Origin of the sequence: Streptomyces sp. P9-2B-2, assembly GCF_030406865.1 — a bacterium.
Lineage (GTDB): Bacteria > Actinomycetota > Actinomycetes > Streptomycetales > Streptomycetaceae > Streptomyces > Streptomyces platensis.
Genome location: NZ_CP129126.1, coordinates 7,359,235 through 7,374,305, shown reverse-complemented (window position 1 = coordinate 7,374,305; position 15,071 = coordinate 7,359,235). Strand labels below are relative to the sequence as shown.

The following is a 15,071-nucleotide window of genomic DNA, read 5'->3' as shown; positions in this document are numbered from 1 at the left end:
GGGAGAAGGTTTCCCGTGAGGCGAAGCTAGCTCAGCCTCACGGAGAAACGCAATGCTTAACATGAGATCCATGAAGGAGACCCCGACCGGCGAGCCCGCCCACTTCGCCCCGCCGCCCGCACCTGGCGCGGAGCAGTACCGCGCGCTCGACTTCGCCAACACCTCGCTCGCCCTGCCCGGCGGCCAGTACCTGGACCTGCTCGGCTCGCCCGAGGCGGCGACCCGGTGGCTGGTCGAACGTGACCTCGCGCCGACTGACACAGAGCTGCACGAGGTGTGCGCGGCCCGGCTGCGTGCCCTGCGGGATCAGGTGCGAGCACTGCTCGCGTCCCGGATCGGCGCCCTCCCCGCGCCTGACGGGGCACTGCGTGCCGTCAACGACGCACTGACCTGCGCTCCCACAGCCGCGGTGCTGCGCTGGGACCCCACGCTGGGCCTGCACCGGGTCCAGGAGCATCCCACCGACCAGATCGTCGACCACGCCCTCGCGGTCCTCGCCACCGACGCCGCCGACCTGCTCACCGGCCCCGATGCCGAACGGCTGGCCGCCTGCGACTCGGATCCCTGCCAGCGCTACCTGCTGCGCACCCATGCCCGCCGCCACTGGTGCTCGGTGCGCTGCGGGGACCGCGCCCGCGCAGCCCGCGCCTACGCCCGCCGCACGCAGGCCAACAGGGGCTGAACCCAGTCCCAGCACGGCTCAAGTGATCAGGCATGTTGACGTACTGGAATCCGGCAGAGCGCATAGGGACCGCCATGCCACCGTGTGCGGTCTCCTCACACCAGCCAGCTTGTTCAGCCGTCCGCCGACAGCCACGGCGACGGGTGCCAGCAGCAGCCACACCGCCAGCTCCGGCCGCGGCCCGACCGCGGTTGCCAGGACCGTGCCCGGCACACCGGTCGCCACCGGGGCGGTGAGGGTTCCCTGGCCGTATGGGCCGCATGCTCCGCTCGACCAGCCGTATCTCGACGTGACTGACGCCGTCGGTGATGCCGAGCGCGCTGATCGCAGCCCGCGCGGCGGGGGCGACCACATCGAGGAGCGGGTCGGCGGCGTCAACCGAGTGCGCCAGCTCCTGGAGAACGGAGCCATGCCGACGGTCTTGCGGGTGACGGCGACCACGGTTGCGTGCCCCTGGTAGGTGACGCAGTCGACGCTGACCTGCGGCCCGTCGAGGTGTAGAGGCTCAGGCCAGCGCCGTCCCTTTGGGGGACCGGGTCAGTCGCTGCAGGGTGCAGAAGGCGTGCGCAACGGAGACGAGGTGACGTGCTGGTGCCAGCCCCTCCAGGTGCGGCATTCGAAGTGGGCCAGGCCCAGGGCCTGTTTCATCTCCCGGTAGTCGTGCTCGATGCGCCGGCGCAGTTTCGCGGCGCGCACGGGGATGGCTCCCGGACCACCGCCTACAAGCGCCGCATGGAACTCGCGATGAGCCGGTCGGCCACGCATCGGCCGCAGATCTCGTGTCGTCACTGTCTCCTTGCTCCGCGTACTCGAAAGCGGAGAGCCGGAGTGCAACGGTTCCCCCGCCGGCCGCTGCGCACCGCAGTGCTGAGCTGGGAGAACGCTGATCGGAGCTGTGTGCGGGGGCGCTGGTCTGTCAACGGCTTCGTGCAACCGGCCGTCCGTGGGGATCCTTCCGCCTGGCCGCTGTCGGGCGAGCGGGGTTGAGGGCAGCTGAGAACGCATCAGCCCTGTCTCGTCGTCCGACCGCGGGCCCGGGAATGTGGAAGCCCCGCCGCTCCGGAGGAGAGGGCGGGGCCGAGGACCGGAGCCATGCGGGACGGCCGGTCAGTGCGGTGCGACCTTGGCGTAGGAGCTGGGGCCCTCGACGGTGCGCACCGCGTCGTCGTAGACCACGATCGGGCCGGTCGCGGCGGTGTCCTGCTCGTAGCTGCTCTTCTTGAACGACTTCCAGCCGGGATGGTAGATGCCGAGCTTGAAGTACGGGCCGACCTGGGCCTTGTAGTCGGTCGGGCCGCTGTAGTTCACCACCTGCCGCCCGCCCTTCCACAGCTGGGCCAGCCCGGCGGCGGTGTTCGACCACTTGGCGTGCAGCACGAAGTCCGTCCACTTCCCTGGGGTGATGGCCCCCAGGTCGATGGTCTTGTGGCCCGATCCGGGCCCTTTGGAGACGCCGCTCTGGGTGTTCCAGTTGATTTTCATCCGCCAGTGCCCCCCGGACACCGACAGGGACACCGGGGGACCGCCGTCACCGTTGCCTGGGGTCTTGCCGGGATCGATCAGGACGGCGTGCCACTGGGCCAGGATGCTGGACTGCGGGTCGGCCTGCCAGTTGGACGGCAGGTAGATGCTGAAGCCGTACCAGTTCTCCGAGCCTATCGGCACCGAGCCGCGGGAGACCTCCGAGCGGAAGCTGCCCAGCTGGTGCGGCACCGTCATCTGCAGCGCGTGGCTGCCCTCCCTGGCTGGCGGGCTCGGCGAGCTCACCTGCCGGATCAGGCTTTTCGGCTGGGTCTCCATCGCGGCCAGGGAAGTCTGCCCGCGCTGCTGGGCGGCCGTGTCGTTGATGGTCGGACGCCAGCCGTTGTCGGCGGCCCGCTCGAACCCGTCGTAGAGCGCCCCGGCCGGCTCCAGCGGGTCCGGTGTCTTCTGCCCCTTGTGCTGCTTCCCCTGGGCCGACGCGCTCGGCTTCGAGGAGGCGTTGCCGGTTGAGCCGGAGCCCCCGCACGCCGAAACTGTGAGCCCTATGGTCGTGAGGGCGGCGACCGCCAGCACCATCCTGCTGCGTTTCCGTACCGTCTGTTTCATCTCTCTGCCTCTCTGTCGGCGTGCCACCGACTTCTGGTGTGATGCGCTCTGCTCACAGCGGATCTCTGCCGGGCGCCTTCGTCCGTGCGGACCGTAGCGGTGAATCTTGTGACTTCTTTGGGAGGCAAACAGCGGCGGTCAGATCTGATCGCCCGACTCGGATGTCACTGGACGTGGCTTGTCACGACCGCCGTCACTGGTCTCTACCGTGAAGGTGACAGGAGGGGGTCTGATGGGTTCGCTGTTCGAGGAGTTGGACGCCCGCGAGGCGGCCGCCCGGGTGCGGGTCGAGGAGCTGGAAGCCGAACTCGCTGAGCCGTCCGGGAAGCTGGAACTGGCCCGGGAGGGGCTGGGGCGTCTGCGGATCGCGCGGATCAGACCGGAGCGGAGCCGATCCGGTCAAGCAGCTTCCGGAGCTCTTCCGTCTCCGTCTGAGGCAGGGGCAGCAACGGTGGCCGCGGTGGGCCGACCGGGCGGCCCGTCAGGTCGAGCCCTGCCTTGATCGCCCGTGGCAGCCCCTGCCCGACGATGAACTCCAGGAACGGCAGCAGGGTTTCGAGGAGGGTGTCGGCCCGCGCGTCGTCGCCCTGCCGCACCACGGCGTACAGGTCGAGGCACCACTGGGGGACGAGGCAAGGGGCGGCGGTGCACCAGCCGGCCGCGCCGGAGCGGAACGCGTCGAGCACGACCGGGTTGTTGCCGTTGTAGACCGACAGGGCGCCGTCGGACATCTCGCGGATGGCGCGGAAGCGGGCGACGTCGCCGGAACTCTCCTTGACCATCGTGAGGTTGGGGATGGAGCGGGCGATCCGGACGACGGTCTCCGGAATCAGGTCGACGCCGCTGGTTCCGGGGTTGTTGTAGAGCATGACCGGAAGGTCCGTCGCCGCCGCGACGGTCGCGAAGTGCCGTTCCAGCTCGTCCTGCGTCAGTTTCCAGTACGTCTGGGCCAGGACCATGATCGCGGTGGCGCCGTTGTGGGCGGCCACCCTGGCGCGGCGCACGGTGGTCTCCGTGCTCCAGTGCGAGACCCCGACCAGCGTGGGCACCCGGCCTGCCACGGTCTGCAGGGTTGTCGCGCAGACAGCGTCCCACTCGTGCTCCTGCAGATACGCACTCTCGCCCGTGCTGCCCAACGGGGCGACGGCATGGCAGCCCGAGTCGACGAGTTCGGTGGTCAGGTGGTGCAGTGCGGTGAGGTCGGGTTCACCGGTGGTGGGTGAGAAGGGTGTCACGGGGTAGGCGATGACGCCGCTCAGGGGCGGGGCGGTGGGCATCAGATCTGCACCTCGTTCGTCAGGCAGTCGGGGTGGTTGCGCAGCGCCCGGCGGGCGTAGTAGGCGAAGTTGGCCTGGTCGCGCCGCGCGGTGGAGGTCCAGTCGTGGGCCTCACGGGCGAGCTCCGGGGGCAGCGGCTGGACGGTTCCCGCGGACATGGCCAGGAGTTGGAGGCGGGCGGCGCGCTCGATGAGGACCGCCAGGTTGCACGCCTCTTCGACGGTGGCGCCGGTCACCAGCTGGCCGTGGTGGGCGAGCAGGATGGCCCGCTTGTCGCCGAGGGCGGCGGAGATGATCTCGCCCTCCTCGTTGCCCACGGGGACGCCCGGCCAGTCCTTGAGGAAGGCGCAGTCGTCGTACAGGGGGGTCGCGTCCATCTGCGAGACGACCAGGGGGACTTCCAGCATGGCGAGGGCGGCCGTGTGCAGGGAGTGCGTGTGGATGATGCAGTTGACGTCCTCGCGGGCCCGGTAGATCCAGGAGTGGAACCGGTTGGCGGGGTTGGGCATGCCGTCCCCGTCCAGGACGGTCAGGTCCTCGTCGACGAGCAGCAGGTTGTCCTCGGTGATCTCGTCGAAGCCGAGGCCGAGGCGCTGGGTGTAGTAGGTGGCCGGTTCCTGGCCGCGGGCGGTGATCTGGCCCGCGAGGCCCGAGTCGTGGCCGCGGTCGAAGAGGGCGCGGCAGGTCAGGGCCAGCTTCTGCCGGGTGGTCAGCTTCGAGTCGGTGAAGTGTGCGCGCATCTGCTGTTCGGCGCGGTCGACCAGGGTGTCCTTGGTCTCGCGCAGGGTGGTTGCCATGTCTGCTCCTGTTCGGGCTGCCGGGAGTTCCGGCGGATCTCGTTAGGAAACTTAGGCCACTATATGACACAAGGTTTCATCCGCCAAGAGGCGCGACCGGCGAGAGGTCATACTGAGACCCGTCCCGCCGGGAAACCGGCCCGCGGATGGTGGCGCGAAAGGCAAGAAAAGGTGATCAATCGGGTTCGGCAGCTGCGCAAGGAGCGGCTGATGACGCTGGAGGCTCTCGCCGAGCGCGCCAGTGTCACCAAGAGCTATCTGTCCAAGGTCGAACGCGGCCAGAGCGTCCCGTCCATCGCCGTCAGCGCCGCCCTCGCCCGCGCCCTGGACGTCCCCCTCGACACCCTCTTCGCCGACACGGACCAGCTCTCCGACATCACCGTCACCCGGGCCGGCGAGCGGCAGCGGCTCACCGGCGACGAGGAGCCCGGCTCCCGGTATGAGGGCATCGCGTTGCAGGCGAGCGCCAAACAGATGGCACCGTTCATGCTGTATCCGCCGCACGACGCGGGGCCGGTGCCGTTCCGCGACCACCCCGGCGAGGAGTTCCTCTTCGTCCACGAAGGACGAGCCGAACTCCTCCTGCCCTCAGGCTCCATCGAACTCGGACCGGGCGACTCCGCCTACTTCAGAGCCACACTCCCCCACAAGGTCCGCTCGCTCAGTACGGAGCGGGCCGCGCTGCTACTCCTGGTCTGCGACGACCGGACCGGGCCCGACACACCGCACCCGCACCTGCCGTGAGCGCCGCTCCCCATGCGGGCGGAGACCGCGGCGACGACGGGCTCCGGGCTGAGCAACACCCTGTAGCCCTGCGGGACATGCGCCACAGCACGGCGCATTCACCAGGCCCCTCGCGTCCGGCACGCCGACCTCTCCCGCCTCAGCTGCAGAGGCGACGGGTACCACGAAGGGCAGTACGGGTACCACGAAGGGCAGTGATGTGATCGTCGCCGAGCCAACGCAGGATCGTCACCCCGCCCCTCCACAGCCCCGGGGCCTGGCAACGGCCGCCCTCCCGAGCGGCACCGACAGACCTACCCCCAGCATTCGGATAGCTGACGCCGAGATCCGGACCATGCACGGACCAGCGCTCTCCCCACAACAGTCACAACCACCATTACAGCAGGTCAGCACCGCTATGAGCGGTGATGCGCCATAGAGAAGAGGTAGACCCAATTCCGACAACGACGCATACCGCACCTCGCCGAGGCATTTGATCGAAGGCCAGGGCGGCGGGTCTCAACCCGCGTAGGCGACTCGGTCGAGGGAGGACGATAAGGTCCACACCCGCAATTTCCGGCGCAGGCAGGAGCGGGCCACCCTTCCATCTTCGGAGACCCCCAGATCACGCTGCGAACACAGCGGTCTCCGGTCCCGCCTCAGGGGTTCCGATATCCCCGAATCGATGCCGGCGCCTCTCATGCAGCGCGCGGACATCGAACGCACTCAGGCTGCAAGACGTTCTCTGCATGCCCCTTTGTGACGCAACTCCAGCGCATCCGTGTAGCCATCCCAATGACACATCCAGGACACCAGATGACCCTCAAGACAGACATTGACGGCGGCCGACTTCGAAATTCGAGCCCACCCAGCATCTCACCCACTAGGCGATCCACTCCCTGATTCACGCCATGCGATGTGGGCAACATGACGCGCCATCAGGTTCACCTGACGGTACGTCACCAAAGTCAGCATCGAGTCAGCATGCACCCTGCCAGAGGTGGCGACAGACGGCGACACATGCACATGCCCCAATTCGCTCCGCATCACCCCTGACCTGTATCGATGCTGGCCAACCCGCTACACCCGCAACGTTGCCCCAGACCCGGTGCCAGTGGAAGCCGAAGAGGCAGGGCCCCGCGAGGCCCGGGCCGCAGGACACCGGGGCGGAGCTGGCCCGGCTGCGGACCGAGAACACCCAGCTGCTCACAGCCGAGAAGGAGTGGTCGCTCGCGCGCGAGATCCTGCGCCGGGCAGCGGCCTGTTTCGCGAAGGAGATGAAGCGAAGACCTGCCGCTGGGACTATCAAGGGACTGAAAGCGGAGCCCCCCGGGGCACCCTCCGAGCGCAGCTCGCGAGCGCGGAGTCGGGTTGTTCTGCCGCCCTTCCTGCGCCGTGGTCTGCCGATCACCGTGCCGATGCTGGAGCCGCCCTCACGGCCGGAGCCCCGCCTCTGGAATCCACGCGTGTCGCCAAACCCCTCGACTGGTCGGCCGGCTCGTCCAGTCGGGCCACGGCGTGTTTCTCCCGTCGCAGCAGATCAGGTGACGTGGGGTTTCGGAGCCGACGAGGTCAGCTGGGGAGGGGGATGAACAGCAGGATGCCGTGGTCGGTTGCGGCGGTGTAGCAGGAAGTGCCGGGGAAGGTGGCGGTGTAGAAGGGGGTGGCGATGGCGAAGACGGGGACGACGGCGTTGTGGATGGTGGCGGTGCCGTTGGCGTCGGTGACGGCGGTGCCGAGGTTGACCGGGCCGAACAGCGTGGTGGCGGTGAAGGTCACCGGCTGACCGGCCACCGGCATCCCCGAGGTGGTCGTCAGGGTGGCGCTGAGGGTGGGGATGTAGAACTCGGGCAGCGGGGTCAGACGGAGCCGGATCGTGCCTGGCTGCGCGGTCAGCTTTGTGGGGGTGCGGTTCACGGTGACGGGGGTGCTGGCGTTGGAGTCGGTGAAGCAGCTGTCACCGCCGTAGGCGGCGGTGAGGGTGCCGGTGGTCAGGGCGGTGGTGGTGAAGCAGGCCTGCCCCGATGCGTTGACGGGGACCACCTGGGTTTGGCCGTTGGGGAGGGTGAAGGTGACCGTGCCGGTCGGCACCGTGGTGGTGGCTGGTGCCGGGGTGATGGTGGCGCATACCGTCACGTTCTGACCGCAGGTGGAGGGGTTCGGCGTCACCGACAGCGTCGTCGTGGTGGGGTTGGAGTTCACGGTGACGGGGGTGGGGTTGCCGTTCACGGTCGCTGTGAACGTACCGGCGGTGTAGGTGTGGGTGGTCTGCCCGCTCCCGGTGGCGTCCAGGGGGACGGTGACCGTGGGGCTGCTGTCCCCGAAGTTCACCACCGCTGTGCCGTTCGGAGTCCCCCCGGAAATGCTGAACGTCACCGGTTGCCCGCACACCGGCGCCGCAGGCGAGGTCGTCACCGTCAACGGCGAGATCTCCGTCACGTTGGCCGAATTGGCGTTGGTGACGTAGACGTTGCTGTTCGGCGCCGCCGCCACCGAGAAGGGGAACGCGCCGACGGGGACGGTGGCCAGGACCGTGTTCGTGGCGCTGCTGATCACCGTCACATTGTTGGAACTGCTGTTGCCGACGTAGACGTTGCCGGTCGGCGCCACCGCCACCCCGAACGGGCCCCCGCCGGTGGGGACGGTGGCCAGGACCGTGTTCGTGGCGCTGTCGATCACCGTCACGTTGTTCGAAACGGTGTTGGTGACGTAGACGTTGCCGTTGGGCGCCACCGCAATCACTCCCGGGACCGTGCCGGCGGGGACGGTGGCCAGGACGGTGTTCGTGGCGCTGTCGATGACCGTCACGTTGTTCGAGGTCTGGTTGGCGATGTAGACGTTGCCGTTCTGCGCCACCGCCGCCGCGCCCGGGAAACCACCGGTGGGGAGGGTGGTCAGGACGGTGTTCGTGGCGCTGCTGATCACCGTCACGGTGTTCGCGTTCCGGTTGGCGACGTAGACGTTGCCGTTCGCCGCCACCGCCACCGCGTCCGGGACCGCGCCGACAGGGACGGTGGCCAGGACCGTGTTCGTGGCGCTGCTGATCACCGTCACGTTGTTCGAAGTGCTGTTGGCGACGTAGACGTTGCCGTTCGGCGCCACCGCCAGTGCGAACGGGCCCCCGCCGACGGGGACGGTGGCCAGGACCGTGTTCGTGGCGCTGCTGATCACCGTCACGTTGCTCGAGCTCTGGTTGGTGACGTAGACGTTGCCGTTCGGCGCCACCGCAATCATGGCCGGGCCTGAGCCCGCGGGGACGGTGGCCAGGACGGTGTTCGTGGTGCTGCTGATCACCGTCACGTTGTTCGAATTGGCGTTGCCGACGTAGACGTTGCCGTTCGGCGCCACCGCCACCGCCAGCGGGCTCGTGCCCGCCGGGATCGTCACCGTGGAGAACGCCGCACTGAACGGCGCGACCGCAAGCCCCCGTGCAGCGGCCACCTCGGATCCACCGGCCGGTACAACCGGCCGAACCCCGCCGGCTACCGCCGGAGCTCCCCACCAACCCGTAATCGGTTCCATGACAAACCTCTCTCAGCTGAGAGGGCCGCCCAAGAACTCCCACCGGGGCCCGCGTCGTACAGCGCCGGAATAGGCGAACCGGATCACCGCTTGCACACCGGGACAGAGAGAGGACACACCGACAAGTACCACGCACCGGCGCACCGCAGGGGTTGCCCATCTCTCCCCGGAGAGATGGGCAACCCACCGGAAAACGGTCCCCACCATTAACCCGAAATGGCCAATAAAACACCACCCTATTGACCCGACTATCACCCGGACAGACCAACACACAGCCCCACCCGGGCACATCGTTGGAGAGGACGAACTGGCGCGCAATGTGGCCCGGAACGTGGAGCTGAGCAGGGGGACGAGGTGAGGCGCGTTGACCGCCCGCCCGCCACCGCTGTTGGGCGGACTCGACGAGCTTGAAGACCACGGCCAGGGCTGCGGTGCCACGGGCCCGCCGCCGGACGGTGGAGAAGGTCGACTCGATCGGATTCGTGGTCCGCAAGGGGATCCAGTGCTCGGCCGGGAAGTCGAAGTCTCCCCAGCGGGAAGGTGCGCCTCCTTCCGGCAGGAGTGATCCACAGGCGTCGACCTTCGCTCCGCTGGTACCAAGCGCCGCGTCCCGGGGGCCGACAAGTCCCTGACTGCGGCTCCCGCCGAGGCGGGAGCATGGAGCGGGCCGCCGGCACCCGGCTCCGCCCACTCCGCGTAACCGGCCAAGCGTCCCGCCGATCGATTTGCCCACGCGACATCCGGCCCGTCCGCCTGGAAGGCTCGGCACAGATGACGGCTGTCTTGCCGGGTGCTGGGATCCAAATGAGGTCGGCCGGTGTCGGGAAAAGACGGCCCACAGGGGCCGTCCCCGAACGCAGGAACCCCCGCCGGCAAGCCGACGGGGGTTCGGGTTCCTCACCTCTCACGCGGTATCACACTGCCCCTATGACGGAGGTGATGGCTGGGTGGGCCTGACCAGGTGGAACACCTCTCGGGCGGCGTAGCGTTTGAGGCATCGGACGATTTCGCGTCGGGTTTTGCCCTGCTTGGTGCGGCGTTCGTAGTAGTCCTGGGTGCGTGGGTCGAAGCGCAACCGGGTCTGCACGATCCGGTGGAGGGCGGCATTGGCCTGCCGGTCGCCGCCGCGGTTGAGGCGACGGTACTGCCGAGCGCCCGAGGAGCGTTCTACGGGGCTGACCCCGCACAGCGCGGCGAAGGACGCCTCACTGTGCAGACGTTCCGGGTTGTCCCCCATCGTGATCAGCAGAGTGACGGCTGTGTCCGGGCCGATGCCCACCACGGTGAGCAGCTGCGGGGCGTGGCGTTCCGCGAGCCGGGCCAGGCGGCGTTCCAGGTCCTGGATCTGGTCGGTGAGCTGCTGGATTCGGTGGGCCAGCAGGCACAGGGTGATGCGGGTAGCCCGCAGCACCGCCACTTCACCGCCCTCCTCGTTCTCGCAGTCCTCGGCGAACCGTGCGCAGGCACGGAAGAGTTCCGGGTTGCCCAGCCCGGCCAGCTCTTCCCGCAGATTCGGGTCGGCGGCAACGAGGACGGCCTTGAGCTGATTGATCGCCTGGGTGCGGGCCTTGACCGCCGCCCCTTGGTGAGTTTGTACATCCGGGCGATCTGCACTGGTCCGTCGCCGGACTTGGCCCGGGCGCGTGCCCGCCCGCTCAGCACCGCCCGGGCCGCGTTCTGGGCATCGAGCGGATCCGACTTGCCGCGCTGACGGCGGTCGGTCCGGTCGGGCCGGTTTACGTCGAGCACTTCCACGCCCTGGGCCAGCAGGTAGCGGGACAGGGCCCCCGAAGGAGCCGGTCCCCTCCACTCCGGCCCGCCGCACCGTGCCCATCCCTCTGGCCCACTTGAGTAGTTCGCGGTATCCGGCCGCGGTGGCCGGGAACTCTTCGGTACCGGTCACCGCCCCCACCAGGGAGAGCACGGCAGCCACATGAGCATCCCGGTGCGTGTCCACTCCGAGGACCACCTCCCCCGTAGGCCGGCGTCGGCGAGTACGCGGGGTTAAGGACGTATCGGTCATGTTCGTTCGCCTTCCGACCCGATGGCGCATCGCGTGGCCGGCACCGGACCGCGCGGGCGGTCAGAACTGTGACAACGCCTATTGGGTCGGCAGGCCCCTATCGGGACACACCCGGCCGGCCCGGTGCCAGCAACGCACCATCCCCGATCAGCGGTCGACACAGCGTGAGTAAGACACCGCGGTCAGAGTTCTCATGAGTCAGAGCCCGGCCCGGGACAGCACCCACCAATCCTCCCGGAATTCACGACCCCTTGCCCAAGCCCGCAGAGCATTCTCAATCCCAGCTCAAGGAACACCCTGAATCTGCCCCTGACCGTCCACAACGGATCACAAAGGTCGACATCACGATCGGCCCTCGGGAACACCAGCGGCGCCGGCGAACGACAGCGCCTCGGCCCCGACCACCGGACGCGGACCAGCACGCTCCCACAGTCAGCGACCTGCTGGGGGCGGCCGGCGGAACCGGCGTACCCGCGCCAAGCGTGGAAGGCCGCTCGCGCCGAGCGCTCCGGCACATGGTCATTGACCACCTCCAGGCACACCCCGACGAGTCATTCATCGCCACCCGGATCAACCGCATCATTGATAGGTCCTCAGGCACCATCGCCAACGCCCCAGCAGGCTCGTCAGTCTGAGAGTCGCCGAGCAGGTCAGAGACCGGCCACGCAGGTTCTGGCTCGCCGACTCGGCCATGAATAACACCCCAAAGCCGCCCACCGACACCGGCGCGGCCGCGCCCCTCACACCATGCGGAGCGCACCCGGCCCCCTCGCTCCCCCCACGCCGCGACGCCCACCCGGTCTTCGCTCCCGATGAGAAGCGGGTACCAGCGCGATACCGTGGACCACATCCACTGTTCGTGTTCGCACTGTTGCCGACCGACATGGCGCGGGATCAGGCCAATGTGCGATCCGTGCCTTGCAGCCCGCTCGACTGCCTTGGCTCCCGTTCCGTCAGTCAATCAACGACCTCACCAGGCACGGCAGTAAGCGGTGTCGGCACGAGACCATCTATTTCTGGCCGCAATCGCCTTGCCGGTGTCATGGGCAGAGGGGCGCTGGTGGCTACTGTGAGGCGCTGTTTGAGACACCGAAGAGTGCACGGGGGCGCGGCTATGGCCGTCAGCGGTGACAGGGATCAGCATCGGGGCGGACCGCGGCTCCGATGCTCGCAGGGGCAGGTAACTCATTTCCGCGCTACGGCCAGCGCGGGATCAGTGCGCCTCCCAGACCGTCCAAGCAGATGCCAATGCCTGCCGAGGGCGTCCGGTCTCCGGACGGAAAAATCGGCCGCGATACCTGCCAGCGGACGCGCACCCGACCAGAACCAGCAACGAACTACATGACTCAGTAGCGGAGTTGGAGTCCCCGAGCCCGGTTCGTGGGATGACCGTCTTCGGTGCCTGATTCGAAAATCCATCCATCCGGGTATCCGCTGTGGCCCTATGGCGGGCGCGGGACGAATGACAAGGTGATTTCGGGTGCATCTGAGCCCCCATGAGCAGGAAAAAATGCTCATTTACGTGGCGGCCGACGTGGCGGCGAAGCGCCGGGCGGACAGCGTGCAGCTCAACTATCCCGAGGTGGTCGCGCTGATCAGCGTGCACATCATGGAGGGCGCGCGCCGCGGGACGCCGGTATTGGATCTGGCCGAATCCGGGGCCAGGCTGTTCACCCCCGGTGAACTGATGGAGGGCGTCTTCGAGATGGTCAGCGACCTGCAGGTGGAAGCGACCTTCCCCGACGGGAGCAAGCTCTGCACCATCCGCAAGTTGGTCGACCGCAGCCTCGTGGGGATCCATTCCTCCGTTCCCTGCTCCGGCTCGGCGCGCAAGGGGGAGTGACCATGGTTCCTGGAGAGATCAAGTTCGGTGACGGCGACATCGTCCTCAACGAGGACAGGACGGTGGTGACGCTGCACGTGAAGAACGCCGGTGACCGGCCCATTCAAGTCGGCTCCCACTACCACTTCGCGGAGGTCAATCCCTGCCTGGAGATCCGGCGCCGCTTGGGGGAGCCCGTATCGCGTGACGCGGCGCGGGGGCTGCGGCTGCACATCGCGGCGGGCACCTCGGTCCGTTTCGAGACCGACTGCGACGACTATTTCGCGTTCGTGCCGCTCGCGGGCAACAGGGTGGTGCCCGGCCTGCGCGGCGAAACCGCGGGGCCGGTGGACGGCAACGGGATCTGGGGGCAGGACGATGAGTAAGCACTCCGAGCGCACGGGGCCGCTCTCCCGCGAGAAGTACGCCGAACTGTTCGGCCCGACGACCGGCGACCGCATCCGGCTCGCCGACACCAATCTGTGGATCGAGATCGAAAAGGACTACTCCGGCGGGCCGGGCCGAGCGGGAGAGGAGGTGGTCTTCGGCGGCGGAAAGGTGATCCGCGAGTCCATGGGGCAGTCACTGCGCAGCCGCAGGGACGGGGCGCCCGACGCCGTCATCACCGGCGTGGTGGTCGTCGATCACTGGGGCATCATCAAGGCCGACGTCGGCCTGCGCGATGGGAAGATCGTTGCCCTGGGCAAGGCCGGTAACCCCGACATCATGGACGGTGTCCACGACGACCTTGTCATCGGACCCGAAACCGAGATCATTGCGGGCAACGGCAAGATCCTTACAGCGGGCGCGGTGGACACGCATGTGCACTTCGTCGACCCGCAGGTCATTCCCGAGGCACTGGGGTCCGGTGTCACCACTCTCATCGGCGGCGGCGCCGGCCCCGGCGAGGGAAGCAAAGCCACCACCGTCACCCCCGGAGCCTGGTACCTGGCCCGGATGTTCGAGGCACTGGACGCCTACCCCGTCAACATCGGCCTGACCGGCAAGGGCAGCACGGTCAACGAGGAGTCGATGCGCGACCAGCTGCGCGCCGGGGCCTTCGGATTCAAGATTCACGAGGACTGGGGAGCCACCCCTGCCGCCATCCGTGCCGCGTTGCGGGTGTGCGACGAGAGCGGCGCCCAACTGGCCCTGCATGCCGACAGCTTGAACGAAGCCGGCTACGTGAACAGCACTCTGGACGCAATCGGCCGCGACCACAGCATTCACGTGTACCACGCCGAGGGTGCGGGCGGCGGGCACGCGCCGGACATCATCACGGTGGCCTCCCACAACAATGTGCTGCCGTCCTCGACCAACCCGAGCATTCCGTACACGTACAACACCCAAGAAGAGCATCTCGACATGCTCATGGTCGCCCACCACCTCAACCCGGATGTCGAGGAGGACGTGGCCTTCGCAGAGTCCCGGATCCGGCCCACCACCATGCTCGCCGAAGACGTACTGCACGACCTGGGCGCGATGTCGATGACGTCCTCGGACGCGCAGGCGATGGGGCGCGCGGGCGAGACGATCCTGCGCACCTGGCAGCTCGCACACACGATGAAGGAACGCCGCGGCGCCGACCCCCGCGACCACGGCGCCGACAACCACAGGGTCCGCCGCTACATCGCCAAATACACCATCAATCCGGCGATCACCCACGGTGTCGGCAATCTCATCGGGTCGGTGGAGAGGGGCAAGCTCGCCGACCTGGTGCTGTGGGAGCCGAAGTTCTTCGGTGTCCGGCCGCACCTGGTCATCAAGGGCGGACAGATCGCCTACGCGCAACTGGGCGATGCCAACGCCTCCATCCCCACCCCTCAGCCCGTGCTGCCACGCCCCGTCTACGGCGCGGTCGGGCGGGCCCCCGCCTCGCTCTCCTTCAACTTCGTGACACATATGGCTCTGGACGACGGGTTGGTGGAGCGGCTCGGCGTGGCCAAACGGTTCCACCAGATCGAGAGCACCCGGTCCGTCACCAAGGCGCACATGAAGGAGAACAGCGCGACGCCCGACATCGAGGTCCACCCCGACACGTTCAAGGTCACCATCGACGGCACCGACGTCAAACAGATGGCCGAGGAGGACGAACTCAAGGTTCTCCCCCTGGCCCAGCGGTACTTCCTCGTCTGAT

Annotated in this window: 9 protein-coding genes and 5 pseudogenes; 6 read left to right on the top strand and 8 right to left on the bottom strand. The window is 68.1% G+C overall.

All coding sequences use genetic code 11. The annotated features are described in order from the left end of the window. Positions 1-70: 70 nt before the first annotated feature. Positions 71-682 (top strand): ABATE domain-containing protein, encoded by a 612-nt coding sequence (locus tag QT196_RS32385; RefSeq protein ID WP_290356211.1) that lies wholly within the window; start codon positions 71-73, stop codon positions 680-682. 268 nt (positions 683-950) lie between these two features. On the opposite strand, the pseudogene QT196_RS32380 reads toward QT196_RS32385, so the two are convergent. The 5 genes and pseudogenes from QT196_RS32380 to QT196_RS32360 all read right to left on the bottom strand — a co-directional run. Further along, a pseudogene (locus QT196_RS32380) lies at positions 951-1,180 on the bottom strand (carboxylase); the annotation flags it as partial. A 7-nt stretch (positions 1,181-1,187) separates the two neighbouring features. After that, positions 1,188-1,378 (bottom strand): annotated as a pseudogene (locus QT196_RS32375) (IS701 family transposase); the annotation flags it as partial. 411 nt (positions 1,379-1,789) lie between these two features. Beyond that, a complete protein-coding gene (locus QT196_RS32370) occupies positions 1,790-2,770 on the bottom strand; it encodes a polysaccharide lyase (protein ID WP_168482268.1) in 981 nt (326 codons plus the stop codon). Positions 2,771-3,144: 374 nt separating this feature from the next. Next, positions 3,145-4,047 carry a dihydrodipicolinate synthase family protein gene (locus tag QT196_RS32365; protein WP_290356210.1) on the bottom strand — a complete coding sequence of 301 codons (903 nt, stop codon included), beginning with the start codon at positions 4,045-4,047 and terminating at the stop codon, positions 3,145-3,147. Then, positions 4,047-4,844 (bottom strand): aldolase, encoded by a 798-nt coding sequence (locus tag QT196_RS32360; RefSeq protein ID WP_290356209.1) that lies wholly within the window; start codon positions 4,842-4,844, stop codon positions 4,047-4,049. The genes QT196_RS32365 and QT196_RS32360 overlap by 1 nt, the downstream gene beginning before the upstream one ends. 171 nt (positions 4,845-5,015) lie before the next feature. On the opposite strand from QT196_RS32360, the gene QT196_RS32355 reads away from it, so the two are divergent. Further along, complete coding sequence (locus QT196_RS32355) at positions 5,016-5,588, top strand: XRE family transcriptional regulator (RefSeq protein WP_168482265.1); 573 nt, start codon at positions 5,016-5,018, stop codon at positions 5,586-5,588. A gap of 1,148 nt (positions 5,589-6,736) precedes the next feature. Further along, positions 6,737-6,873 (top strand): annotated as a pseudogene (locus QT196_RS32350) (IS3 family transposase); the annotation flags it as partial. 266 nt (positions 6,874-7,139) lie between these two features. On the opposite strand, the gene QT196_RS32345 reads toward QT196_RS32350, so the two are convergent. From QT196_RS32345 to QT196_RS32335, 3 genes and pseudogenes are all read right to left on the bottom strand, one after another. Continuing rightward, complete coding sequence (locus QT196_RS32345) at positions 7,140-9,008, bottom strand: Ig-like domain repeat protein (RefSeq protein ID WP_290356207.1); 1,869 nt, start codon at positions 9,006-9,008, stop codon at positions 7,140-7,142. Positions 9,009-9,465: 457 nt separating this feature from the next. Continuing rightward, positions 9,466-9,612: pseudogene (locus QT196_RS32340) on the bottom strand (IS256 family transposase); the annotation flags it as partial. A gap of 402 nt (positions 9,613-10,014) precedes the next feature. Next, positions 10,015-10,506: a transposase gene (locus tag QT196_RS32335; protein WP_290356206.1), complete on the bottom strand. Its 492-nt coding sequence runs from the start codon at positions 10,504-10,506 to the stop codon at positions 10,015-10,017. 2,086 nt (positions 10,507-12,592) lie between these two features. On the opposite strand from QT196_RS32335, the pseudogene ureA reads away from it, so the two are divergent. From ureA to QT196_RS32320, 3 genes and pseudogenes are all read left to right on the top strand, one after another. Continuing rightward, positions 12,593-12,889: pseudogene (ureA, locus tag QT196_RS32330) on the top strand (urease subunit gamma); the annotation flags it as partial. Between the two features lie 68 nt (positions 12,890-12,957). Beyond that, positions 12,958-13,320 carry an urease subunit beta gene (gene ureB / locus QT196_RS32325; RefSeq protein ID WP_168482263.1) on the top strand — a complete coding sequence of 121 codons (363 nt, stop codon included), beginning with the start codon at positions 12,958-12,960 and terminating at the stop codon, positions 13,318-13,320. After that, positions 13,313-15,070: an urease subunit alpha gene (locus QT196_RS32320; protein WP_168482262.1), complete on the top strand. Its 1,758-nt coding sequence runs from the start codon at positions 13,313-13,315 to the stop codon at positions 15,068-15,070. Before ureB ends, QT196_RS32320 begins: the two co-directional genes overlap by 8 nt. The last annotated feature ends 1 nt before the right edge of the window (position 15,071 follow it).